The 23,705-nt window shown below is 63.0% G+C and carries 25 protein-coding genes, 1 tRNA gene and 2 pseudogenes; 19 read left to right on the forward strand and 9 right to left on the reverse strand.

All coding sequences use genetic code 11. The features are described from left to right. Positions 1-151 precede the first annotated feature (151 nt). Positions 152-892, forward strand: a complete 741-nt coding sequence (locus tag JHX87_RS17615) for an alpha/beta fold hydrolase (protein WP_271883490.1) — start codon at positions 152-154, stop codon at positions 890-892. Beyond that, the gene (locus JHX87_RS17620) at positions 879-1,775 is read left to right on the forward strand and encodes an alpha/beta hydrolase (protein ID WP_271883489.1); all 897 of its coding nucleotides are present in this window, start codon (positions 879-881) and stop codon (positions 1,773-1,775) included. The genes JHX87_RS17615 and JHX87_RS17620 overlap by 14 nt, the downstream gene beginning before the upstream one ends. Here JHX87_RS17620 and JHX87_RS17625 read toward each other — a convergent pair. The 3 genes from JHX87_RS17625 to JHX87_RS17635 all read right to left on the reverse strand — a co-directional run bounded on the left by JHX87_RS17625 (position 1,754) and on the right by JHX87_RS17635 (position 4,109). After that, on the reverse strand, positions 1,754-2,227 hold the full coding sequence (locus JHX87_RS17625; protein ID WP_271883488.1) for a pyridoxamine 5'-phosphate oxidase family protein: 474 nt from the start codon (positions 2,225-2,227) through the stop codon (positions 1,754-1,756). The two genes, JHX87_RS17620 and JHX87_RS17625, sit on opposite strands and share 22 nt — an antisense overlap. Before the next feature lie 86 nt (positions 2,228-2,313). Further along, entirely contained in the window at positions 2,314-3,657 is a 1,344-nt protein-coding gene (phaZ, locus tag JHX87_RS17630; protein WP_377775982.1) for a polyhydroxyalkanoate depolymerase, read from the reverse strand. Continuing rightward, entirely contained in the window at positions 3,654-4,109 is a 456-nt protein-coding gene (locus JHX87_RS17635; protein ID WP_271883487.1) for a hypothetical protein, read from the reverse strand. Before JHX87_RS17635 ends, phaZ begins: the two co-directional genes overlap by 4 nt. On the opposite strand from JHX87_RS17635, the gene phaC reads away from it, so the two are divergent. From phaC to JHX87_RS17680, 9 genes are all read left to right on the forward strand, one after another. Beyond that, positions 4,093-5,940, forward strand: coding sequence for a class I poly(R)-hydroxyalkanoic acid synthase (gene phaC / locus JHX87_RS17640; protein WP_272833753.1), 1,848 nt, complete (start codon positions 4,093-4,095; stop codon positions 5,938-5,940). The two genes, JHX87_RS17635 and phaC, sit on opposite strands and share 17 nt — an antisense overlap. A 207-nt stretch (positions 5,941-6,147) precedes the next feature. Continuing rightward, entirely contained in the window at positions 6,148-6,597 is a 450-nt protein-coding gene (locus JHX87_RS17645) for a phasin family protein (protein WP_271883486.1), read from the forward strand. 151 nt (positions 6,598-6,748) lie between these two features. After that, positions 6,749-7,366 carry a polyhydroxyalkanoate synthesis repressor PhaR gene (gene phaR / locus JHX87_RS17650; RefSeq protein WP_271883485.1) on the forward strand — a complete coding sequence of 206 codons (618 nt, stop codon included), beginning with the start codon at positions 6,749-6,751 and terminating at the stop codon, positions 7,364-7,366. Positions 7,367-7,405: 39 nt separating this feature from the next. Beyond that, positions 7,406-7,495: transfer RNA gene (locus tag JHX87_RS17655), tRNA-Ser, on the forward strand. 582 nt (positions 7,496-8,077) lie between these two features. Next, on the forward strand, positions 8,078-8,656 hold the full coding sequence (locus tag JHX87_RS17660) for a DsbE family thiol:disulfide interchange protein (RefSeq protein WP_123194461.1): 579 nt from the start codon (positions 8,078-8,080) through the stop codon (positions 8,654-8,656). 161 nt (positions 8,657-8,817) lie between these two features. Then, the gene (locus JHX87_RS17665; RefSeq protein ID WP_247653267.1) at positions 8,818-9,174 is read left to right on the forward strand and encodes a TlpA disulfide reductase family protein; all 357 of its coding nucleotides are present in this window, start codon (positions 8,818-8,820) and stop codon (positions 9,172-9,174) included. A gap of 115 nt (positions 9,175-9,289) precedes the next feature. Beyond that, a complete protein-coding gene (locus JHX87_RS17670) occupies positions 9,290-9,991 on the forward strand; it encodes a cytochrome c biogenesis CcdA family protein (RefSeq protein WP_203561098.1) in 702 nt (233 codons plus the stop codon). Positions 9,992-9,995: 4 nt separating this feature from the next. Further along, positions 9,996-10,610 (forward strand): class I SAM-dependent methyltransferase, encoded by a 615-nt coding sequence (locus tag JHX87_RS17675; protein WP_271883484.1) that lies wholly within the window; start codon positions 9,996-9,998, stop codon positions 10,608-10,610. A gap of 112 nt (positions 10,611-10,722) precedes the next feature. Further along, entirely contained in the window at positions 10,723-11,382 is a 660-nt protein-coding gene (locus JHX87_RS17680; RefSeq protein ID WP_197717488.1) for a cation diffusion facilitator family transporter, read from the forward strand. Here the strand turns inward: JHX87_RS17680 and JHX87_RS17685 are convergent. From JHX87_RS17685 to JHX87_RS17695, 3 genes are read right to left on the reverse strand one after another with little or no spacing between them, the layout of a single operon-like run. Further along, positions 11,366-12,613, reverse strand: a complete 1,248-nt coding sequence (locus JHX87_RS17685) for a cytochrome P450 (protein WP_163464874.1) — start codon at positions 12,611-12,613, stop codon at positions 11,366-11,368. The genes JHX87_RS17680 and JHX87_RS17685 overlap by 17 nt on opposite strands. Positions 12,614-12,616: 3 nt before the next feature. After that, positions 12,617-13,117: a signal peptidase II gene (lspA, locus tag JHX87_RS17690; RefSeq protein ID WP_123194466.1), complete on the reverse strand. Its 501-nt coding sequence runs from the start codon at positions 13,115-13,117 to the stop codon at positions 12,617-12,619. Beyond that, positions 13,114-13,968 (reverse strand): cation efflux transmembrane domain-containing protein, encoded by an 855-nt coding sequence (locus JHX87_RS17695; RefSeq protein ID WP_123194467.1) that lies wholly within the window; start codon positions 13,966-13,968, stop codon positions 13,114-13,116. The genes lspA and JHX87_RS17695 overlap by 4 nt, the downstream gene beginning before the upstream one ends. A gap of 56 nt (positions 13,969-14,024) precedes the next feature. Between JHX87_RS17695 and JHX87_RS17700 the strand changes: the two genes are divergently transcribed. The 4 genes and pseudogenes from JHX87_RS17700 to JHX87_RS17710 all read left to right on the forward strand — a co-directional run bounded on the left by JHX87_RS17700 (position 14,025) and on the right by JHX87_RS17710 (position 16,580). Next, positions 14,025-14,369 (forward strand): ArsR/SmtB family transcription factor, encoded by a 345-nt coding sequence (locus tag JHX87_RS17700; RefSeq protein WP_123194468.1) that lies wholly within the window; start codon positions 14,025-14,027, stop codon positions 14,367-14,369. Positions 14,370-14,651: 282 nt separating this feature from the next. Further along, positions 14,652-14,699: pseudogene (locus JHX87_RS18535) on the forward strand (hypothetical protein); the annotation flags it as partial. A gap of 77 nt (positions 14,700-14,776) precedes the next feature. Next, on the forward strand, positions 14,777-14,956 hold the full coding sequence (locus tag JHX87_RS17705) for a rhodanese-like domain-containing protein (protein ID WP_197717489.1): 180 nt from the start codon (positions 14,777-14,779) through the stop codon (positions 14,954-14,956). A 79-nt stretch (positions 14,957-15,035) separates the two neighbouring features. Then, a complete protein-coding gene (locus JHX87_RS17710; RefSeq protein ID WP_163464875.1) occupies positions 15,036-16,580 on the forward strand; it encodes a multicopper oxidase family protein in 1,545 nt (514 codons plus the stop codon). Positions 16,581-16,823: 243 nt separating this feature from the next. Here JHX87_RS17710 and JHX87_RS17715 read toward each other — a convergent pair whose 3' ends face one another. From JHX87_RS17715 to JHX87_RS17725, 3 genes and pseudogenes are all read right to left on the reverse strand, one after another. Next, positions 16,824-17,207, reverse strand: a complete 384-nt coding sequence (locus JHX87_RS17715; RefSeq protein WP_163464876.1) for a hypothetical protein — start codon at positions 17,205-17,207, stop codon at positions 16,824-16,826. Continuing rightward, entirely contained in the window at positions 17,204-18,529 is a 1,326-nt protein-coding gene (locus JHX87_RS17720) for a recombinase family protein (protein ID WP_271883483.1), read from the reverse strand. The genes JHX87_RS17715 and JHX87_RS17720 overlap by 4 nt, the downstream gene beginning before the upstream one ends. Before the next feature lie 89 nt (positions 18,530-18,618). Then, positions 18,619-19,065, reverse strand: a pseudogene (locus JHX87_RS17725) (DUF2924 domain-containing protein); the annotation flags it as partial. 394 nt (positions 19,066-19,459) lie between these two features. Between JHX87_RS17725 and JHX87_RS17730 the strand changes: the two are divergent. The 4 genes from JHX87_RS17730 to JHX87_RS17745 all read left to right on the forward strand — a co-directional run bounded on the left by JHX87_RS17730 (position 19,460) and on the right by JHX87_RS17745 (position 23,705). Then, positions 19,460-20,680, forward strand: a complete 1,221-nt coding sequence (locus tag JHX87_RS17730; RefSeq protein WP_271883482.1) for a hypothetical protein — start codon at positions 19,460-19,462, stop codon at positions 20,678-20,680. Next, complete coding sequence (locus tag JHX87_RS17735; RefSeq protein ID WP_271883481.1) at positions 20,677-21,027, forward strand: hypothetical protein; 351 nt, start codon at positions 20,677-20,679, stop codon at positions 21,025-21,027. The genes JHX87_RS17730 and JHX87_RS17735 overlap by 4 nt, the downstream gene beginning before the upstream one ends. A gap of 351 nt (positions 21,028-21,378) precedes the next feature. Further along, positions 21,379-22,002 (forward strand): hypothetical protein, encoded by a 624-nt coding sequence (locus tag JHX87_RS17740; RefSeq protein ID WP_271883480.1) that lies wholly within the window; start codon positions 21,379-21,381, stop codon positions 22,000-22,002. 14 nt (positions 22,003-22,016) lie between these two features. Then, the gene (locus JHX87_RS17745) at positions 22,017-23,705 is read left to right on the forward strand and encodes a DEAD/DEAH box helicase (protein ID WP_163464886.1); all 1,689 of its coding nucleotides are present in this window, start codon (positions 22,017-22,019) and stop codon (positions 23,703-23,705) included.

The following is a 23,705-nucleotide window of genomic DNA, read 5'->3' on the forward strand; positions in this document are numbered from 1 at the left end:
GATGTCCTCCTCGTCGGTTTGGCGCCCACGGAACGCCCGGTTGCGGGTTATGTCGGGGATCACATGGACCCCGCTGCGAAAACTGTCAAGATAGAGGCGAAACAGACAGTTCGCTGCCATCCTTTCGCAGCGGCAGGGACAGGAGAGCCACATGACCGAATATCTGGACACAGCCAGCGGACGCCGCATCGCCTTTCGCAGCACGCCGGGCGCGGGGCCGGGGGTGGTCTTTCTGGGCGGCTTCAAATCGGACATGACGGGAACCAAGGCGCTGTATCTGGAAGACTGGGCGCGGCGCACGGGCCGTGGTTTCCTGCGCTTCGATTATTCCGGGCATGGCGACAGCAGCGGCGCGTTCGAGGATGGCTGCATCGGCGACTGGGCCGAGGATGCGCGCGCCGTGATCGAAGCCCGGACCGAGGGGCCGCAGGTTCTGGTCGGCTCATCAATGGGTGGCTGGATCAGCCTGCTGCTGGCACGCGCGATGCCGCAGCGGGTTTCGGGGCTGGTCACGATCGCCGCCGCGCCGGATTTCACCGAACGGGGCTTCTGGGCCGGTTTCTCGGCCGATCAGCGCGATACGATCACACGGACCGGGCGGTTGGAACTGCCCAGCGATTACAGCGACGATCCCTATGTCATCACCCGAACCCTGATCGAGGACGGGCGCAATCAGGTGGTGATGACGCAGCCGCTGTCGCTGCCCTTCCCGGTGCGGATGCTGCAGGGCACGGCGGACGAAGACGTGCCGATGCAATGGGCGCTGGACCTGCTGGCCCATGCCACGGGCGAGGATATCCGGCTGACACTTGTGAAGGGCGCCGATCACCGCTTTTCGACGCCGGAATGCCTGTCGCTGATCACGCAATCCATCGAAGATGTGCTGGCATAGCGACGCGGCAGAGCAGACCGGTATCGCCCGCTGGCTGGCCGCGCGAGAGGCCGGAATTCGCCCCGATGTCGCCTCTTATCTGCAATGGGCCGGGGGGCCGGGGAAGCGGACCGGGATCGCGCTGATCTATGTCCACGGCTTTTCAGCCAGCCCCGGAGAGTTGCGGCCCTTGCCAGAGGATCTGGCGCGGCAGTTGGGGGCCAACCTGCTGGGGTTGCGCCTGACCGGCCACGGGCAGGATGGCGCGGCCCTGTCACGGGCACGGTTGCGGGATTGGCAGGACGATCTGGCGCAGGCGCTGCAATTCGGGCGGCAACTGGGCGGGAGGGTGATCGTGCTTGGCATGTCCACCGGCGCGACCCTGCTGGCGCAGGCGGCCTGCGATCCGCGGCTGCGCGACGCGTTTGACGCCGCGATATTGGTGTCACCGAATTTCCGCCTGCGCCATCCGGCGGCATGGGCGCTGAACCTGCCCGGAATGCGCCGGATCCTGACCGCACTTGGCGATCCGAAAAGGCGCTTTCCCCCGCGAAACGAGTTGCATGACGCATACTGGACAAGTTGCTATCCGATCTCGGCCACCTTGCCGGTCGCTGAACTGACGGCCCGCGCGCGCCGGACCGATTTCACGGCGGCGCAGATCCCCGCCATGTTCATCTGGGCCGCGCGCGACAGGGTCGTGGATCACCGCGAAAGCGGGCGAATCGCGCGCCGTTGGGGTGGCCCGGTCACGACACTGACTGTCGAGCCGGGCGAAAGGGACGACCCGAATGCGCATGTCATCGCCGGAGACGCGCTGTCCCCGGCGATGAGCCGAAAGCTGACACAGGCGATGGCGCGCTGGATCAGCACATATGTGGATCAGAATGTCAGCGAGAAATGATCGCCGATATCGGGTTTCGATCCGCTGATCTTGGATTTCGCGATTTCATAAAGGAATGACAGGCTGCCATCCGTGGCCCAGACCTCGGCATCGCTCAGCGACATGCGGACCAGTTGCACATCGGGGTCCTGCTGACCGTCCTCGAACCAGCTTGAGGCGATGGCGTTCCACAGATCATCCAGCTTTTCGCGATCATCCGACAGTTCCAGACTGCCGGCGATTCGGGCATAGAGACCCTCTTTGGCGCTGCTGACGATATAGGTGCCTTCCTGCGCGCCGCTTTGCAGCGATTTCACAAGCTCGGTGCCCTTGGCGGTGATGAACCACAGCGCGTTGATATCGTCATCGGCATAATGCGACATGGGCAGGAAACGCGCGGTGGCGTTCAGGCCCAGCATGCCTGCATTGATATCTTCAAGGCGGTCCCAGAAGGTTTCGCGATTGTCAGACATAGGCTCTTCCTCACGGTTGGAGTGTGAAGAGCAAACGCCGACAGCACGGCGCGGTTCCGGTGATACGCCCGGAACCGCGGAAGGGATCAGACGGCCATCTTGCCGTCAGTGCCCAGATCGTCGCCGGTCATGGCGCTGTCGCCGCCACGGGTCCGGCGCTTGCGCGGTTTTTCCGCCTCGGCCGGGCCTGCGGCCTCGTCGATGAAATCCAGCACCAGCGGGCGGATGTTCAGACGCCAGGACTTGCCCGCGAAGATGCCGTAATGGCCCGCGCCGGGTTCCAGATGCTGGACCTTCTTGTCCTCTGGCACGCCGCTGCACATCTCCAGCGCGGCGACGCATTGGCCGGGGGCCGAGATGTCGTCATTCGCGCCTTCGACGGTCATGATCGCGACATCCTTGATCTTGGTGATGTCGACCGGCGTGCCGTTGACGGTAAAGTTGTTCTGCGCGATTTCCAGATTCTTGAAGATCCGCTCTACCGTCGACAGGTAGAATTCGGCGGTCATGTCCATGACGGCCAGATATTCGTCATAGAACTTGTTATGCTTGTCGCCCTCATTGGCGTCGCCACGGGCTTCGGCAAAGATCTGATCGATAAAGGCGCCGGCATGGGTTTCGGCATTCATCGCGATGAAAGAGCTGAGCTGCGCCAGCCCCGGATAGACCATGCGCCCGGCACCGCGATATTTGAAGCCGACCGACTGGATCACCAGATGCTCAAGCTCGCCCATGGTGACGCGGTTGCCGAAATCGGTGACCTCGGTCGCGGCGGCATCCGGATTGACCGGCCCGCCGATCAGGGTCAGCGAACGCGGCTGCGCCTCTGGTTCCTGCTCGGCAAGGATGGCGGTGGCGGCCAGCGCCAGCGGGGCGGGCTGACAGACCGCGATGATGTTGGTCTCGGGGCCAAGGTGCTTGATGAAATCCACCAGATAGCTGGTGTAATCCTCGACGTCGAACTTGCCTTCGCTGACCGGAATATCGCGGGCATTGTGCCAGTCCGTCACATAGACGTCACAATCAGGCAGTAGGGATACCACAGTGGAACGCAGCAGCGTGGCGTAATGGCCCGACATCGGCGCAACCAGCAGAACCTTGCGCTGCGAGGGTTCGCGGCGGGCGACGCGGAAATGCAGCAGATCGCCAAAGGCGCGGCGCATGACGGGCTCGATATAGACGATGTGGTCCTGACCATCGGTGCCGGGGATGGCGGGGATCTGCCAGCCGGGCTTGATGACCATGCGGGCAAAGCTGCGCTCGGTCACGCGGCCCCATGCGCTCATCAGCTTGAAGGCCGGGTTCAGGCTTAGCGCGAAGGCCGGATAGGAACCGATGGCGCGCGCCGTCGCACCCAGCCATTCGTTGGTGTTTCTTATCGTCTCCATCGCGTCATAAGAGACGATTCCAGTCAAACCACGCTTACTCATATAGCTCCGCCTTTCGCTGCATCTGGCGGGTTTTTACGGCTGCTGGAAGCAGCGTTTACAAGGCCTCTATGCCCCATTTGCGCTAAGCCCGCCCAACGCATACACTTTACCTGTTCATATGGGGGAAGTCGGTTCATGGCAAGAACAACGCGCAGCACGGGTTCTAAATCGCAGGACAAGGGTGACGCTGGGGAAGTATCTGATAAACCGGTAAAAGCAGCATCGGCAAAGCCGAAGACAACGCGCAGAAACGTCGCGTCCAAGACAGAATCGGCCAGTTCGGCGGCCAAGCCCGCAGCGGCCAAGGCCACGGCGAGTCGCCCGAAAACCACCCCCCGCAAGGCCGCGCCGAAACGCCGGACAGCCGCTGCCGCCCCGCCGACCGAGCCGCCAAAGGTTGCGGCGCCCCAGGTCAGGCTGGAAGATGCGGCATCGGTGTCGTCGCCGACCATCGATTCCTCACCGATCTCTGACCCCGCCGCCGTCATGCGCGAGGCGATGAAGATCGGTGCCTCGGCCCCCGCCGCGCAGCGCCTGGCCGAGAATATCGAGCGGATCGAGGCGCTTAGCCATCGCCTGATGGCGGCATTCACGTCGCGCGGCCTGCCCAATCCGGGCGTCGAAGGCCCGGGGCCAGAGCTGTTCATGACCGCCACGAATGCCTGGATGAAGACGATCACCGAACAGCCCGGCCGCATGATCGAGCAGCAGGTGAATTTCTGGGGTCAGACGCTGAAGAATTACGCCAATGCGCAAAGCGCGATGGCAAAGGGCAGGTTCAATCTGCCCGAGGATGATGAGGAAAGCCGGGGCCGCAAGGACAAGCGGTTTGCCAATGAATTGTGGCAGACGCATCCCTATTTCAAACTGGTCAAGAATCAGTACCACACCAATGTCCGCGCCTTGAAAGACGCCGCCGAGGCGCTGGATCTGTCGGATGAGGTCGCGCGTCGTCGCATCGACTGGCTGACCAATCAGATCATCGACATGATCTCGCCCACCAATTTCCTGGCGACCAATCCCGATGCGCTGGAAAAGGCCGTCGCGACCGAGGGCGAAAGTCTGGTCAAGGGGCTGGAAAACCTGGTGCAGGATGTCGAGGCCAGCGGCGGAGAGATGGTCGTCTCGCTGGCCGATCGCGATGCCTTTACGGTGGGTGAGAATATCGGCAATTCCGAAGGCATGGTGGTGCATCGCACCCCGCTTTTCGAACTGATCCAGTACAAGCCGACCACCGACGAGGTCTATGAGATGCCCTTGCTGATCCTGCCGCCTTGGATCAACAAGTTCTACATTCTGGACCTGAAGCCGCAGAACAGCCTGATCCGTCACATGGTCGGGCAGGGCTATACCGTCTTTATCGTCAGTTGGAAAAATCCCGATTCCAGCTATTCCGAGGTGGGGATCGAGGAATATATCGCCGCCTATCTGGACGCGATGGACGTTGTCCGCGAACGCACCGGCCAGAAAAAGCTGAATGCGGTCGGCTATTGCATCGCTGGCACGACACTGTCGCTGGCTTTGGCGCTGATGCAGAAGCGCGGGGATGACCGGGTGAATTCGGCGACGCTGTTCACCACCTTGACAGATTTTTCCGATCAGGGCGAATTCGTCACTTTCCTGCAGGACGATTTCGTCAGCGGCATCGCGGAAGAGGTGTCCCGCCACGGTCTGATGCGCGCGCAGCTGATGTCGCGAACCATGAGCTTCCTGCGCGCGAATGATCTGGTCTGGGGCCCGGCCATCCGCAGCTATATGATGGGCGAAACGCCCCCGGCCTTCGATCTGCTGTTCTGGAACGGCGACAGCACGAACCTGCCCGGCCGCATGGCGATGCAATATCTCAAAGGGCTGTGTCAGGAGAATGCCTTTGCCGGGAACGGCTTCGAGCTGCTGGGCGAAAGCCTGCGCCTGTCCGATGTGAAACTGCCGCTTTGCGCTGTCTCCTGCGAGACGGATCATATCGCGCCGTGGAAGGATTGCTGGCGCGGTGTCGCCGCAATGGGATCAGAGGACAAGACCTTCATCCTGTCCGAATCCGGCCATATCGCCGGTATCGTCAACCCGCCCTCAAAGAAGAAATACGGCCATTACATGGGCTGTCGTGACTTTGCGCATGGGGCCGAGAAATGGCGCGACGATTCCACCTTCTATGAGGGCAGCTGGTGGCCGCATTGGGATGAATGGTTGTCGAATCGATCCGGCAAGAAAGTGCCCGCACGCGAGCTTTCCGAGGGTCTGGAACCCGCGCCCGGCACCTATGTGCACGAACGCGCAATCTAGCAGCCTCGCGATAACCCACTGATTTTACTGGCGGGCGGCGGCAGGGGAAACCTGACCGCCGCTTACACGTAAAAATTTTGCTGCATTGCAGCGAAAATACTTGAAATGCTGCGGCGCAGCATGCATATTATCGCTATGAAATTCACAACGCGGCGGACCAGACGTCCTCTCCCTGACACGCGTCGCCGCAGGAATAGGAGCACTACCATGGCTAAGACCCCTGACTTCACCAAAACCTTCGCTGACATGATGGCCAACTTCCCCGTGGACACCTCGTCCTACCAGGAAGCGCTGAAGTCGCAGGGCGCTCTGGGTGAGAAGCTGGCCAAAGTCGCACTGGGCGCTGCCGAGCGTTCGACCGAGATCTCGGCTCAGTGGGCGAAAGACACCATCAGCCGCATGGGCGAGCTGACCTCGGCCAAAGCCGAGCCGGCCGATTACGCCAAAGCCTATACCGACTTCGCTTCGGCTTCGACCGAAGTTGCTGCCGAGCACATGGCCTCCTTCGCTGAAGTTGCGAAGAAAGTTCAGATGGACACCGTCGACCTGATGCTGACCGCTGGCAAGGACATCGCTGCAGACGCTCAGAAAGCTGCTGAAAAAGCAACCAAAGAGACCCAGGCTGCTGTCAAGAAAGCCACCTCGGCTGCGAAATAATCGCTGAATTTTCAGTGAAATCGGGAAAAGGGGCAGTTCGCTGTCCCTTTTCTTTTGCGCTCATGCAGGCGCAGAAAATCCCGGCGTCAGATTTCCTTGCCTTTTGCGCATGCAGCAACCATCATGCCCTGAACAAGATACAGGGGGATATATGGCTGCCGAAACGACGCCGCTGCTGATCAAGCGTTACGCAAGTCGGCGGCTTTATAACACCGAGACCAGCGATTACGTCACGCTGGAAGACATCGCCGCCTTCATCCGGGAGGGGCGAGAGGTCAAGATCGTCGATCTCAAATCGGGCGATGACCTGACCCGGCAATATCTGTTGCAGATCATTGCAGAGCATGAGGGCAGGGGGGAAAACGTCCTGCCAATCGACGTGCTGACTGATCTGGTCCGCAGCTATACCAGCAACGCCCAATCCGTCGTACCGCAATTTCTGGCCGCCAGCTTTCAGATGCTGCGCGAAAACCAGTCAAAGCTGATGGAGAACATGGCCTCGATGCCGAACCCGATGTCGCGTGTTCCGGGGTTCGACGCGATGCAGCGTCAGCAGCAGATGTTCATCAAGGCGATGATGGGCAACTGGCCCGGCAATACGGAATCAGAGCCCGAAGGCGATCCCGCTGCAGAGGATCGGCCGACAGCCAAGCCCCGAGGCCAGGCCGCCAAAGCCTCCGCATCCGCCACGGGTGACGCCGAACCCGAGGACATGCAAGAGATCCGTCGGCAACTGGCCGAACTTCAGAAACGGATCTCAAAGCTCTGACTTGCACCCGCCGTCAGGTCGGTCTATGTCGATGCCAACGGAGCGGTGGCCGAGTGGTCGAAGGCGCACGCCTGGAAAGTGTGTAGGCGGGGAACCGTCTCGAGGGTTCGAATCCCTCTCGCTCCGCCACTTGCCCTCGCGAAAGCGTTCTCCTGATCCGGCTGCGGCGGGATTTTCTCGTTGTTTTCGAGGGTTATGCGGGACGGGCTGAGCACTGACCCCGGCGCCAGGTGGCCCGGAAGCGGTCTCTGAAGGCCGATATTCTCCGGACCTGATGACTGCGCGGGTTTGGTGAATTGTTTGCAAGTATCTGGAGCTGGAAGGTTTTTTCTAGGCGGAAGCTGAACACTTCGACGTCGGTGGCACTCGCCGAGACGGAACAGAGATCGAACTATCGCCAGCGATCGTGTGCCCAGTTCAGCCAGAACATTCGCCACTGACTATACCCGATTAGCGCTTTTGCGTCCGTTCGCTGCGCCCCGCGCAAACGGCCTGGTCGCGGACGAAGGGGCCGTTCAAAGAACTGAATTCAACGACATCTTCAGATACCGACCTCTCGCTGATTTCATATGAATCTAAACAGTAAGTATGGCTCGGGTCTGCGAAGCCGGGGCAAAGCCCTCCCCAACGCTCGGCATTGTGATCGGCGACGGTTTGCTTCATATCAGTAGACGCTGATACCTTATTCCTTCCAAGTATTGACGGCAGGCTATGAGTTCGAAGGATAACCAGGAAAAGCGGCGGCGGAGGGGGCGGCTGCTTGCGCTCTTGCCACTGGCGGTGTTCGGCCTGCTGGGTGCGGCCTTCTATTGGGGCCTCTGGAACAACGACGACCGGTTGCCCTCGACGCTGATCGGGAAACCGATCCCGGAGTTCGCGCTCCCGCCCATCGAAGGGCGGCAGGACGGCCTAGCGTCGGCGAACCTGCAAGGCCAGGTTTCTCTCGTCAATGTCTGGGCGTCGTGGTGCGTCCCCTGCCGCACGGAGAACCCGCTTCTCGTCGACCTGGCCGAAGCGGGCACCGTTCCGATCTACGGTATCAACTACAAGGACGATGCCGAGGAAGCGCTGGGTTTCCTCGACGAGCTCGGCGATCCCTTTACCCGCATCGGCGCGGACCGATCAGGCCGCGTTGCGATAGACTGGGGCGTCTATGGAGTGCCGGAAACATACATAATCGATGCCGAGGGGCGCATTGCATACAAGCATGTCGGCCCCTTTGATCAGGCCTCGCTTGAGGAGGACATTCTGCCGGTCGTGCGCCGGTTGCAGGCGGAGAGCGACCCGTGAGGCGACGTGACGTCCTTGCCGGAGTCTTGGCGCTTGCGGCAAGCCCTGCCTCCGCCCGACCACCGATCCCTAATCACGGGACTCCGCGTGAGCTCCTGTCGCCGCCTTTCGTGGATGGAGATGGACGGGATCTGACGCTGGCGGACTTCGAGGGACGTGTCGTGCTTCTGAACATTTGGGCGACCTGGTGCCCGCCTTGTCGCGAGGAGATGCCGACGCTCGACGCGCTGCAAGCGCGCCTCGGCGGATCGGATTTTCATGTTCTGCCGCTGTCGATCGATCGGGCCGGTCTCGAACCTGTGCGCCGCTTCTACCGAGAGACCGGCATTCGCAACCTCGATCTCTATATCGCGGAGGATACGCGCGCGATGCTGGCCTTGGCCGTGGTGGGCCTGCCGACAACGATTCTGATCGACCGCATTGGGCGCGAGCGCGGGCGCCTCGCAGGCCCGGCCGAATGGAACAGCCCCGAAGCCGTTGCGCAGATAAGCGCTCTTATTGACGAACGTAAGCAATAGGACATGGAAAAGCACGACGACCGCGCCAGCCGTTCCGCTCCGTGCGCACACGTGGTGGCGGTCTACCGATCAGTTTGGAGATGTGGATTTGATTGAACTTTCCGCTCTTGGACTAATGGCGGCATTGCTGGCCGGTGCCGTTTCCTTTCTGTCGCCCTGCGTGCTGCCGCTCGTGCCCGGCTACGTATCCTACGTTGCCGGACGTACGGTCACCGGCAGTGCAGCGCCTTCGAAGGGGCGGGCCGTCTGGCTCAGCTTCTGTTTCGTCCTTGGCTTCTCCACGATATTTATCGCGCTTGGGGCCTCTGCCACCGCGCTCGGTCAGGCGCTGCTGCAGTGGCGCTACGAACTCAACCTCGTCGGCGGCGCGATCGTGATCCTGTTCGGTCTGTTCATGATCGGGGCAGCGCGCCTGTCGGCCATGGAGCGCGACCTGCGTTTTCATCTCGACCTGCCGGGCGGGCAACCGGTCGCCTCCTACGTGCTCGGACTCGCCTTCGGTTTCGGCTGGACACCGTGCATCGGGCCGATCCTCGGCGCCATCCTAACCGCCAGCGCGACAAGCGCGACGATTGGCGAGGGCGTCGCATTGCTTGCCGTCTACTCGGCCGGCCTTGGGATCCCGTTTCTGGTCGTCGCGGGGTTCACCGACAGTATTGCCGGCAGGCTGCGCGGCATCGGTCGTTGGGGTCGCCGCCTGCATCAGGCTGCGGGCGGCGTCATGATCCTGATGGGCCTGGCGATGATGACCGGGCGGTTGAGCGCACTGGCCTACTGGCTGCTGGACACCTTCCCTGTCCTTGCGCGGATCGGGTGAACAGATGCGACTGTACGAGAAACATATCCTCCCTCGGCTGACGCATCTGGCGATGGACCAAAATCAACTTCTTCCCTACCGGCGCCGCGCCGTCTCCGGGCTGCATGGACGTGTGCTGGAGATCGGGATCGGCTCGGGCCTGAACCTTGCGCTCTACCCCGAGGCCGTGCGTCAGATCATCGGTGTTGACCCGTCGCCCGAACTCCTCTCTCGGGCCGCGCAAACCTCCCATGGCCTGATGCCCGCGGCCGAGATCATCGAGGGCGTGGCCGAAGCATTGCCGCTGGAGGATCGCAGCGTCGACTGCGTCGTCGCCACCTGGGCGCTCTGCAGCGTGTCGGAGCCGGAGAAGGCGCTCGCCGAGATCCGGCGCGTTCTCAAGCCGGACGGCATCTTCCGCTTCGTCGAGCATGGTTTGGCGCCGGAGCCCGGTGTCCGGCGCTGGCAGCGCTGGCTCACGCCCGTCTGGAAACACTGCGCCGGGAACTGTCACCTTGACCGTCCAACGGCCGGCTTGATCGAGACAAGCGGCTTCCGAATGGAGCGGCTCGACACCGGCTACGCGACAGGTCCGAAGCCCTTGGTTTTCATGTATGAGGGGCAAGCTCGCCTCTACTAAGGAAGCTTGGAAAAAGAACAACATCGGCTTTCGATTCGTGGCGCAACACTAATGGCAAGGCAATCAATTCTCGCCTCGAACTTTGGCTGCAGGCTCCGCCTTATGAGGTATTATGAGTAGTCAGCAAGATAACCGGCAGGCCAATCTGACGCGCGGCATCCGCGTCGAGATCGCCAGCCTCGTCTACAACATCATCGAGGTCGTCGTATCCGTCACCGTGGGACTTCTGACCGGCAGCGCGGCACTGGTAAGCTGGGGTCTCGACAGCACGGTCGAGGCCACCTCGGCCGCGACACTGATCTGGCGCTTGAAGGGGGAGAAAGACGGTGCCGAAAAGCGCACGGTCCTGCACCGCAAGAAGGTCGCGCTCTACGTGGTTGCCTGTGCCTTCTGGATCGTTGTCGCGGCGATCCTCTACGAGGCGGTCTCCGCCTTCCTCTCGCAGAAGGCGCCGGGCTTCAACTGGTGGGGTATCGCGATCCTGGGTGCTTCGCTCGTGGTCAACCCGTTCCTCGCCTGGGGCAAGTATCGCTATGGCAAACGGCTCGATGCGCCCGCCCTGAAGTACGATGCCAAGGACACCATGATCTGCCAGTATCAGACAATCGTGGTGTTGGCCGGGATCGGTCTGACGCAATGGATGGGCTGGTGGTGGGCCGATCCGGTCGCGGCGCTTCTGATCGTGCCCTACGTTGCGTGGGAGGCGTTCGAGGCCACCAAGGATGCGCGGTCGGTCGATCCGGACGACGCCGAAGCTACTGCCGACGCCTGACGTTGCGCATGATGAACCGGGATTTAGGCATGGGCGGCAGTTCTCCGGTTTCCAGATCCAGATCCTGATCCGGCACTTCGTAGTCGATGGCGTTCACCAAGAAACTGCAAAACGCCTTCATCTGGCTGATCGCGATCCACTCGCCCGGACAACGGTGGTTCCTGTGGTGATCACCACCGCCCTGCGGAATGAAGTCGTAGGGGGTGACCTCCCGATCGTGAAACCGCTCGGGCCGGAACTCTTGCGGCGCGTCCCACGAGCGAGCGTCGGTATTCGTACCGTAGAGGTCGAGCAGAACCCGGTGTCCTTTGGTAAAGCGATATCCGCGCCACTCGAAATCGCTCTTCACCCGTGCCGCGACCGCGGGAAAGAACGGATACAGACGGCGGACCTCTTGCACGAAAGGTTCGAGCTGTCCCTCGTCATCCTTCAGCTTTTGCCGCCACTCGGGATTCCGATGCAGGGCATGCGCCGCCTGGGCGATGAACGCAGAGACCGCGACGATCGGGCGTACCACGTTCAGAAGCTCCACGGCGGCAACCTTGGAGGTCAGCAGCTCCCCGTTCAGATCACGCCAGGTCGCGACGATATGGGCAGCGCTTTCCTGTGCCGGCCGGAGGCTTCCGTCGCGCACCCGCTCGATGATGCCGGCCGCCCAACGCTCCGCGCGATGCCGCGCCAGACGCGCGCCCCAGTGCTTCCAGCCGACCGCCCCGGCGTCCTGGAATAACGCCGTCATCTGCGCCGTCCGCGTCTCGACCTCCGCTTCGGGAAGCGGCACGCCCGACCAGGCACAGGCGGCTCTGGTGAGGATTTCGCGCACTTCGTCGTAGAGAACGACCTTCTCCGCCGCTTGCCAGTCCCGTGCGTAGCGGTCCAACAAATCCCGCGTCCTGTTTTCGAGAGCTTCGATCCGCTCCGACGCCATGAGTGATATGAACATCCGCTTGCGATGACGGTGGGCCTCGCCATCGAGCCCCTGGATGCCCTTTTCGCCGAGCAGGGTTTTCTGGATACGCTTCGGCATCGAGCCCGCGCGCACGAGCCCATCTTCGGAATAGAAGACCTCGGCTGCTGCGGCACCGGTCATGCAGATCGTCTTCTGCAACAGGATGCGGGTCTCGAACAGGTCGCCTTCAAGATCGCGGCATGTGTCCGGAATGAATCCATATGGGTTGCGCAGCAGGGCGAGCGTGCTGTCGATGCCCTTTGCGGATGGAATGCTGGACATCGATTATTTCCCCGTAACGTTTTCTTCTCGGTGGTTACGTTCGGGCTTGTTCTTCGCCGAGCGGAAGCTGTCCCAGAACAGCAGGGCCGCACCGCAGAAAATCGCCACATCCGCGAGATTGAAGGACGGCCAGTGGTATGATCCGTAATGGAAATCCAGAAAGTCCGGGACGGCCTGATAGCGCAGGCGGTCGAGGACATTTCCGAGCGCGCCTCCGATGATCAGACCGAGGGCCGCACCCGTCAGCCTGTCCGGCGCGCGCCACAACCAGATCAACAGCCATCCAACGATCACGCCAGCAAGCGCGATGAGGCCCCACCACGGTACGACCCCGCCGAGTATACCGAAGCTGACCCCATCGTTCAGAACCCGCACGAGGTTCAGAAAGGGTAAAACCTCGACCCCGCTCTCAAGCGCCGGTGTGCTAAGGGCAAGCGCCTTGGTGCCCTGATCGAGACCAAGCGCTGCGATCGCGCAGAGCCCGCCCAGAACGCGGCTATTCATGCCGCCGCCTTCAGATCGGCCCGCGCATCGCGAATGATCGCCCAAGCGGAGTGCAGGAACAGTCCGGCGATACCGAAGGCGACGATAAGGTCGGGCCACGCGCTGCCCAGCCACGCTACGAGACCGGCGGCGATGACGACCGCCGCATTGCCGATGGCGTCGTTGCGCGAGAATAGCCAGACGGCCCGCATGTTCGCGTCGCCCTTGCGGAACCGCAGCAGCGGCAGAACGGAGACGACATTGACGACAAGGGCGATCATGCCGAGCAGGCCCATGAGACCTGCATCCGGCGTCGTCCGTTCGAAGACCCGGACGATCGTCGTGCCGAGGACGCCAAGACCGAGGAGCCCGAGGAAAATGCCCTGGATCAGGGCCGACCGAGCCCGCCAGGCGAGGCTCCAGCCAATGGCCAGCAGGCCGAGGAAGGTGATCGCGCCATCGCCGATGAAATCGAGCGCATCGGCCTTCACGGCCTGTGATCCGGCGATGAATCCGCCGATCATTTCAAGGACGCCGTAACCCACGTTCAGGATCACGACGATCCAGAGAGCGCGTCGGTAGGCCGGATCCTGATGAGCCGGATTCGGCGGAATATCTCCATCGCCCTCGATCCGGTCGAAGCCGTAACCGGTCACCGCAACGGCCTTTTCGATATCTGGCAGGCGCGCCTCGGAGGCGTTCAGTGTCATGATGTGCGTTGCGGCCGACACCTTCACATCGTCGGGCGCTACTCCGGCCGACTGCGCCGCCCGTTCAATCTGCGCGGCATCCTTTGCGCAATCCATACCGGAAACCCGGTAACGGAAGGGCGGGGCATCAGCCGTCGATCCGGCTCTTTCGGTGTTGGCCATGGTCGCGCTATTCCTGCTAGGATGAATCGAAGAACAACATATCAGCGAGGAGTGATATGGTGCAAATCGTCGATGACCGCAAGAGCGCGACCATCGAGCGACGGGCGAAATTGTTCCGCGGCTTCGCGGACCCGAGCCGCCTGGCCATTCTCGGTGCACTTTGCAATGAGCCATTGGCCGTTCACGAGATCGTCGAGCGGACGGAACTATCGCAACCCAACGTCTCCAACCACCTGAGGTGCCTGCTGGACTGCGGGCTTGTCGCCAGCGACCGCGATGGGCGCTTCATCCGCTACCGTATCAGCAGCCCGCGCATCACGGTCCTTCTGAGCGATGTGGACGCACTTCTCGACGTGGTCGCGGAAGGCGTTGAGGCGTGTGACAATTATCGTGGGGCGTAAAAGGTCGAATTTTGACCGGCACACGCAGCATCGCGAACCTTAGCGCTTTGTCGGCACAGCTTGCCGACAAGTAGAACAGTCGGTTCGCGATCGCCACGCCAGTCCGATCCTTGAGCCTCATAACCCGACTAGAATACCGCCCCCTAGCAACACATAGGCGATCATGGCGAGCCAGAATAGCACCTTCTCGACAGCGCCGCCGGTCGAAAATCAATGAGAGACCTCGTCGCGGACGCAAGACTGCGCGTCGATGGGATCAATCCCACTGACGCTCATCGGGCGATGGGGCGTGGCGATGTCATTTTCGACGTGCGCGAACCGGCAGAGCTGGAGAGCGAAGGCGCAATTGAAGGCGCGGTTCACATTCCGCGCGGCCTGGTCGAAGCGCAGGCCGATCCGACACCTGCGTGGCGAACGAGGCTCTGGCCGCGCAGCGCGATGGCGAGGGCCGTGTTCACGCTCTCTGTGCGTCCGGCGCGAGCGCGGCCCTTGCCGCCGACAGCCTGCGCCAGATGGGCTATGGCACCACCGTGATCGAAGGCGGTCTGGCGGGCTGGAAAAAGGCGGACCTGCCGCTTCGCGCCTGACACTGATACAAACGCTGAAGCGATGTTTTCCGGGCCTCGGCTGGGAACGACGCAACCCTTTTAATGACGGAGTATCACTATGAGACGCCGAAAGTTTCTTACCCTCGCCGCAGCCTCCCTCGCGACCCCTGCACTTAATATCAGCCGGGCGTGGGCCGCCGAGCCCGGCGCGCCCTTGCGGATACCGGAGGTCATGGAGATCGGCCCCGGCGCAGGCAACACACTCGATGCGATACGCGGAACACGCGACTTCATCGCAGGCGCGGCGTCGGAAACCTGGGGCTACTCGCAGGATTACCTCGGGCCGCTGCTGAGGTTCCGGCGCGGGCGCACCGCAAACATAAGTGTCACGAACCGTCTCGATGAACCGATCACGGCTCACTGGCACGGCATGCACGTGCCGGGCTATCTCGACGGTGGGCCGCAACTTGCTTTCGGCCCGGGCGAGACTTGGGCGCCGGAATTACCGGTCGATCACCCGGCGGCAACGCTGTTTTACCACAGTCATGTTCACGGGCGAACAGGCCCGCAGGTCTATCGCGGGCTGGCGGGCATGATTGTCATCGACGACCCCGAGATCGACGATCCGCTGCCGCACGACTATGGCGTCAACGATTTTCCACTCATCGTGCAGGATCGACGCTTCGACCGGTCAGGCCGCGTGACCTATAGTCTTGGCATGATGGACCGGATGCACGGGTTCCAAGCGGACCAGATCCTCGTCAACGGTGTGATCCGTCCCAAGCTTACAGTTCCGGCGGGTCTGGTACGCCTGCGTATCCTGAACGCGTCGAATGCGCGCGTGTACGATTTCCGTTTCACCGATGGCAGGCAATTCCACCAGGTCGCGAGCGATGGCGGCCTACTAGATCGCCCGCTGGCCATGGCCAGCCTCCAACTCAACGGCGCCGAACGGGCCGAGATCGTGGCCGATTTTTCGGACCGGTCACCTGTCTCTCTCGCCTCGCGCGACATCGGGATGGGTGGCATGATGAACGAGGGCACGATGGGTGACAGGGGCGGCTCCATGATGATGGGCGATAGAGGCATGATGGGAGATCGCGGTAGGATGGGCGACCGCGGTATGATGGGGATGGGTGGAAACAGTGGTGCGCCGATCGAGATCATGTCGTTTGATGTGGGCGCAGCTGCGCCCGCCGGCCCCACCCGCCTACCCACCTCGCTGCCTTCGGATGCGCCCGCACTCGGCGATCCAGTCCGCAGGCGCAATTTCACCCTCAACATGCACACCGGGGGTATGATGCGCGGCGGCATGATGGGTGGCGACGGTCAGACGATGGGGATCAACGGCGAACCTTACGTCATGGATCGCATTGATGAGACCATCCGCGCAGGCGAAACCGAGCTTTGGCGCATTAGTACCGACATGATGATGCGGCACACGTTCCACGTTCACGGGACTTCTTTTCGGGTCGTGAGTCAGAACGGACGACCGGTCGACTCAGCGCGGATCGGTTGGAAAGACGTTGTTCGTGTGCAGGGCTCGACCGAAATCCTGCTGAGGTTCGACAAGCTGGCTTCGGAAGAGACGCCATTCATGTATCACTGCCACATCCTCGAACACGAGGATGCGGGCATGATGGGACAGTTTACGGTCACATAACAGGACCCCACCCGCTCGACACCGGGTGTCGTCAAGAGCTTACGTCTTCTTGCGGCGTTCTATCAGGTGTCGGTGTCGCCTTGTTGAAACGCATTACGGAGTATGTCTAGACCCGAACGGAGAACACCTCGCTAAGCTGCGGGTCCGCCGAAGCGGCCGTTCAGTCGCTCGGCAGCATTCGTCAAAAAGGGGCTCAGGTGCAGTCGATTGCCGCACAGATCACGAACGGCCGTTCTCGCTGTTTCAACCAAGGTGTTCGGTCTGGATCGCCCACTCCACTGGAAATGGCTCGAGCACTCGCGCCAGCGTGACCTCCGGCCCCTGCTTCCCGTTTAGTATCGCTTCGACGATGTCGGGGGCGAGCAAGGTCAGGCGCAGGACGCGTGTCATGTAGGAGGGCGCGATCCCCTCGCGTTCGGCAAGTTCGGCGATGGTGGCATACTCACCAGACTCCAGCATCCGCTTCCAACGAAAAGCGCGGGCCAGCGCCTTGACCAGTGAGCTGTCGGCCCTGTGCGGCTGGGTGGCGCCCTCCGGCAACTGCATTTCCTTCCGGCCGCCGCGCTTCACAATGCGGAACGGCACGTGGAGCGTCACCGTCTCAGGGATCGGCGTCGCGCGGGTCATGCTGCTGCGCCCATATCGCCGGCCAGCATCTCGCGCGCGAGGTAGCCGAGGCCGTCAATGCGCAGACGAACGTTCAGCCCGCCCTCTCCAATATCCACACGCTCGACCAGCAGCGCCACGATGCGCGTCTGCTCTGCGGGGAAGAGTTCGTCCCACAGCGGATCGAAGTGCTGCAGGGCCGCGCGGGCGTCTTCCTCGGTGATGTCGTCGGCATTGGCGCGTGCCGCCTTCCGTGTCCCGGCCACGATCTCGGGTTGGCGGAACACTGCGCGGAGCTGATCAATGACGGCGGTTTCGATCTCACCAGCCGAGACACGGCCCACGGGACACGATCCGGCGCCGTGCTTCAGCACCGTCTGGCTGACATAGTAGCGGTACAGTCGGTCGCCCTTCCGGGTGTGCGTCGGCGAGAACGCGGCGCCATCGGGCCCGAACAGCAGCCCCTTCAGCAACGCCGGGGTCTCGGCGCGGGTGCGCGCGGCGCGCTTGCGCGGGCTCTCCCGCAGGATGGAATGCACCCGGTCCCATGTCTCGCGGTCGATGATCGCATCGTGCTCGCCGGGGTAGCTCTCGCCCTTGTGGACCGCCTCGCCGATGTAGGCGCGGTTGTTCAGCATCCGGTAGAGGTACTTCTTGTCGATCCGGTTGCCGCGCGGCGTGCGGATGCCGCGCTTGGCCACCCCGCGCGCCAGTTCCGTCCCCGAGCCAATCTCGAGGAAGCGCGCGAAGATCCAGCGGACGTGTTCGGCCCGTTCCTCGTCGATGACCAGCTTCCGGCTCTCGACGCGGTAGCCATAGGGCGGCACCCCGCCCATCCACATGCCCTTCTTTCGGCTGGCGGCGACCTTGTCGCGGATGCGCTCGGCCGTCACCTCCCGCTCGAACTGCGCGAACGAGAGCAGGATGTTCAGCGTCAACCGGCCCATGGACGTAGTCGTGTTGAAGGACTGGGTGACCGAGACGAAGGTCACGCCGTTCCTGTCGAACACCTCGACCAGCTTGGCGAAGTCGGCAAGCGAGCGGCTGAGGCGGTCGATCTTGTAGACCACCACCACGTCGACCAATCCGTCCTCGATATCCTCCTGCAGCCGCTTCAATCCGGGCCTGTCGAGCGTCCCGCCCGAGATCCCGCCGTCATCATACTGATCGCGGACCAGCACCCAACCCTCGGAGCGCTGGCTGGCGATGTACGCCTCGCAGGCCTCGCGCTGTGCATGCAGGCTGTTGAATTCCTGCTCCAGCCCTTCCTCGGAGGATTTGCGGGTGTAGACTGCACACCGCAGCTTGCGGACGACCTTCGATTTATCGGACGGCTTCGTCATGTCTCCCGGCCCTGCGCTTGCGCTTCGGGCGTTCGCGGCTGCGAACGATCCACTGGATCGTCCGCTCGCCTGCGGCGACCCCCACTCACCCCCCTGTGGTTCTTGAGGCCGAAGAAGGTCCATCCGTTCCAGCGGGTGCCGGTGATGGCGCGGGCGATGGCCGACAGCGACTTGTACGGCCGCCCCTGCCATTCGAAGCCGTCGGCGGTGACGGTGACGATATGCTCGACGCCCTGCCATTCTCGCAGGAGGCGCGTCCCCGTGATTGGTCGGTCGCGGTCGGCGCGGATGCTGCGCTTCGCCCGGTCGCCGCCGTCCAGTTCCTCGCCCAGCCGTTCAAGCCGCCGGATCGTCTCGGGTTTCAGCCCGCCATAGGCGAGTTCTTGGATGCGATACGCGATGCGGCTTTCGAGATAGCGGCGATTGAAGGGCGGCGGCTCGCTATCGAACAGGTCGCGCCACTGTTGCTTCAAGTCGGGCGTCGGCGTGGTCTTGAGCGCGGCCAGGCGCACGGGGATGGGATCGGGCTTGTTCATGCATTTCTCCGGTGAGTTGGAGTTGCATGACGGCATTGGTCGGGCGGATAGTGTAGGCAACGTTCTCCAGTATCGTCAGATACTTCGCCCTTCTCCCGCATGCGCAACCGAACCAGCCCGAGCGCCAGCAGGCCGCACAGCTCAGTGCGGCGTTCTGCGGGCGTCATCTGGTCGGGCGGCAGCGGATTGGGGCGTTTCATGCGGGGCGGGTCCGGGCTGCAGGGGCTTCATCCGTAAAAAGCCACCTGCCGCGCGGGATCGGGACAGCGCTCCAGAAACGATCATGATGGATACCACTGCCGCTTCAGGTTGCGCTTCGGTCTTGTTTTGTTCGGTTGAATCGTCAGACTGGCGTTCCGCAAAGTCTAGTGAGGGCAGCAAGTAGGAGGGCCAGGTGGCTAGGTCATTGTTTCGCGGGGCGCCGGAGCTTTCGCGCCTGTTTATTGAATCTCCAATCCAATTGATCAGCGAATTTCTTTCGCACTCGCAGTTTTCGGTATTCCTAAGCGATGCAATGGCCGCTGTGCCCGCCGATGCTGAAGATCAGATCCGCACCGAAAGAATGGCGGAAGCTCTGAGGGCTCTGAAGAGTGACAGAATTAACCTGATCGAGATCGAGGCCCGTCGCGTCATGCTGATGACCGACACGACGCCTGATGCGATGCTCCGTCGGCTCGCCGAAGACCCGCGCTTCGCTGCGAAGGAAGGGTTGAAGGGGCAGCGCGACGCGGTCGCCAGAAGCCTTTGGGCTTACCTCCATGCCATAGCACTGTTCGAAGCCGCTGAGCGTGCGATGCAGGTGCGGGTCTACCGCGAGCATGGAACGCTATACGAGGCGTGGTCGATAGATGCCTCAATTCCCCTAGCGGCAGCGGGTGTCGACCATGATGCGCTCTCGAAAGAGATCGCCGAGCGCCTGCAGCATGACGATGGCTGTAAAGTGGAGGCTGTCGACCTACCCGCCGAAAACGGTGAGAGTCAGGACGTCTTGCTGGCTGTGACCTTCTTCGGCGCCTATGCGAGCCAGAAAACCGTCCAGCCGGACAAGTCGACGAAGCTGCTCTATTTCCGCCCACCTGATGAGATGCTGCTGGTCTATTCGCATGCCCGGCGACGGATCGAGGTGTGTTCGCGCGACAGGGTGGAACGCAAGATCGTCGCCAATCTGTTCGCCGCAGATACTCTGAAGCACGACATTTCGAACAAGCCCCTGACCCAGAAGACTTACAACCTCTCTCGCTTCCGAAACTCGCTCAAGCTGCCGATACCCGATGAAGAAGCGCATCGGGTCAAGAAGGCAGGCATCATCGAAGTTCAGGTCGCGCTGGGCGACTGGTCTCGGAAGGTGACCCTCAGTGTCGCGCCGGAGGACGACATCGACGCGATCGCGAGGAGCGTCTTCGGGGCGATCATCCCGAAAGCGGGCGGCGGCTATGTCACGAAGGTCCGCTTCCGGATCGAGCATGTGGACGGGCGCGGGCGAAAAGGTGTCCTTCAGTTCGACGTCTTCGGAAGGAACAAGTCGAACATCCAGAGCGAACGGGACCCCGCCAAGCGAGAGCTGGGCTACGATCTCCTCGAAGCCTGGGGTGTGCTTGAACGCATACCGGCATGATCGACGCGGATGCGGTCCGCTCCTCCTATGAGGCTGCGATCGATCCGGCTGCGCGCGGAGCCGCTGTGCACTTCCGCAGGCAAGACGATGGCGCCGCTCAGATCACCGTTCCCGGTCAGGATCCGTGGATCGTCACTGGCGCGAAAAAAGTGAAGCTGTTCGAGCGTCTCTACATGGCTCACCGTGATCGGGAAGGCGGTGTGAAGCTCGCGGTTTTGAAGACGTACGCCGGGTTTTCTCAGCTGCCTCAGTTGTTTGGCGATGAATGGGATGAGGTGAACAACCGGTACCTGTATTCGCCCCGGCATGGCCACTGGGCCCTTTGCGAGGAACCCATCTCCGTTTGATCTCCGTTTGGGGGGTCTGACCATCTCCGATTCGGGCCGTCACTAGGGGTGCTCACTCAGTCAGAGGAGCACCCCGATGCCGACTCCCTTCCCCTCGCGCCAGGCGGCCCAGACGAGCTGGTCCGGCGCCGCGAACACCAAGCTCACCACCTCCAATGCGGAATGGCGCTGCACGCGCTGTGACAAGCTGCTCGGCGTCAGCCGGGACGGCCGCATGCACCTGCGCTTCGCGCGGGGGCACGAGTATCTCGTGGGCTTCGCCACGCCCGGTGTCCCGATCCGGTCGCCGGGGTGGCTTTTCCCTTCTGACGCCGCTGCGCGTCCCATCCTCCAACTGAAAGGAGCCGCGCAATGTCCGGACCCTGGAACGACTTCAACTCCGCCCAATCGAACACCAACGTCATCCCGAAAGGCACGCTCGCCAAGGTGCGGCTCACCCTGCGCCCGGGCGGCTTCGACGACCCCTCGCAGGGCTGGACCGGTGGCTGGGCGCGCCGCGCCGCCACCGGCGCCGTCTATCTCGACGCCGAATACACGGTGCTGGAAGGGCCCCATGCCCGCCGCAAGGTCTGGTCGCTGATCGGCCTCTACAGCCCCAAGGGTCCGGACTGGGCCAACATGGGGCGCGGCCTGATCCGCGGCATCCTCAACTCGGCGCGCGGCGTGTCGGACAAGGACAACTCGCCCGAGGCGCAGGCCCGCCGCCGCATCAACGGCTTCGGTGATCTCGACGGCGTCGAGTTCGTCGCCCGCATCGACATCGGCACCGACACCAACGGCGAGGACAAGAACGAGATCCGCGCTGCCGTCACGCCCGATCACCGCGACTACGCAGCGCTGATGGGCGCGGTCGCGCCGCAGTTCACCGCCGCCCCGGCCCAAGGCCATTTCCCGCAGCAGCCCTCCACGGCCACCCAGCCCAGCCAGCCCGCGTCCGCCCCCGGTGCCGCCGGTCGGCCGAGCTGGGCGCAGTAAAGGGGAGATCGGCCATGCGCCTGCGCCCCCGCCAGAAGACCTTCGTCGAGCGCAGCGTGGCTGCGCTCGCTTCCCGCGGCAACACGCTGGGCGTGGCGCCCACCGGTGCGGGCAAGACCATCATGCTCTCGGCGGTCACCGGCGAGATGATCGCAGACGGCGCGAAGGCCTGCGTGCTCGCCCATCGCGACGAGCTGACCGCGCAGAACCGCTCCAAGTTCCAGCGCGTGGTGCCGGGCGTCGCCACCTCGGTGATCGACGCCACGGAGAAGTCCTGGGGCGGCCAGGTCGCCTTCGCCATGGTGCCGACGCTGGCGCGCGCCTCGAACCTCGCCGACATGCCGCGTCTCGACCTGCTCGTCGTAGACGAGGCGCACCATGCCGTCGCCGACAGTTATCGCCGCATCATCAACCGGGTGCGCGAGGTCAATCCCGACGCCCGCATCTTCGGGGTCACGGCGACGCCGAACCGTGGCGACAAGAAGGGCCTGCGCGAGGTCTTCGACAACGTGGCCGACCAGGTGCGGCTGGGCGAGTTGATCGCCTCGGGCCACCTCGTCCCGCCGCGCACCTTCGTCATCGACGTGGGCGTGCAGGACGAGCTGCGTTCGGTCCGCAAGACCATGGCGGATTTCGACATGGCGGAGGTGGCGGGCATCATGGATCGCGCCCCCGTCACCGACGAGGTGATCCGCCACTGGAAGGAGAAGGCGGGCGACCGGCAGACCGTGGTGTTCTGCTCCACCGTCGCCCATGCCGAGCACGTCACCGACGCCTTCAGGGCGGCGGGCGTTTCCGCCGCGCTGATCCACGGGGATCTGGCGGCCGAGACCCGAAAGGCGATCCTCGCCGACTACGCGGCGGGCGACATCCGCGTCATCGTCAACGTGGCGGTGCTGACGGAGGGCTGGGACCATCCGCCCACTTCCTGCGTCGTGCTGCTGCGCCCCAGCTCCTACAAGTCCACCATGATCCAGATGGTCGGGCGCGGCCTGCGCACCGTCGACCCCGAGGAACACCCCGGCATCGTCAAGACCGACTGCGTCGTGCTGGATTTCGGCACCTCAAGCCTGATCCACGGCACGCTGGAACAGGATGTCGATCTCGACGGCAAGACCGAAACCGGCGAGGCGCCGACCAAGACCTGTCCGGCCTGCGAGGCGGAAATCCCGCTGGCCGCCACCGAATGCCCGCTCTGCGGCGAGGCTTTCCCGCGCGAGGATGAAGGCGCTGGTGAAGGTGGTGGCACCGCGCCGCTGTCGGGCTTCATGATGACGGAAATCGACCTGCTGAAGCGGTCCAGCTTCGCGTGGGTCGACCTCTACGGCACGGACGACGCGCTGATGGCCACGGGCTTCGCGGCCTGGGGCGGCATCTTCTGGCTGGACGGGGTCTGGTACGCCATCGGCGGCGCGAAGGGCGAACGCCCGCATCTGCTGGGCGTGGGCGAGCGCACCGTCTGCCTCGCGCAGGCTGACGACTGGCTGAACACGCACGAGACCGACGAGAGCGCCTTCAAGACCCGTTCCTGGCTCCGCCAGCCGCCGACCGAGAAGCAGCTCCAGTACCTGCCGCCCGAGTGCCGCCATGACTTCGGCCTGACGCGCTACCGCGCCTCCGCGCTGATGACCTTCGGCTTCAACAAGCGCGCCATCCGCCAGCTGATCGACACGGCGGCCTCTCCCGAACGGAGGGCTGCATGA

The sequence above is a fragment of the Paracoccus fistulariae genome, from assembly GCF_028553785.1.
GTDB classification, from domain to species: Bacteria; Pseudomonadota; Alphaproteobacteria; order Rhodobacterales; family Rhodobacteraceae; genus Paracoccus; species Paracoccus fistulariae.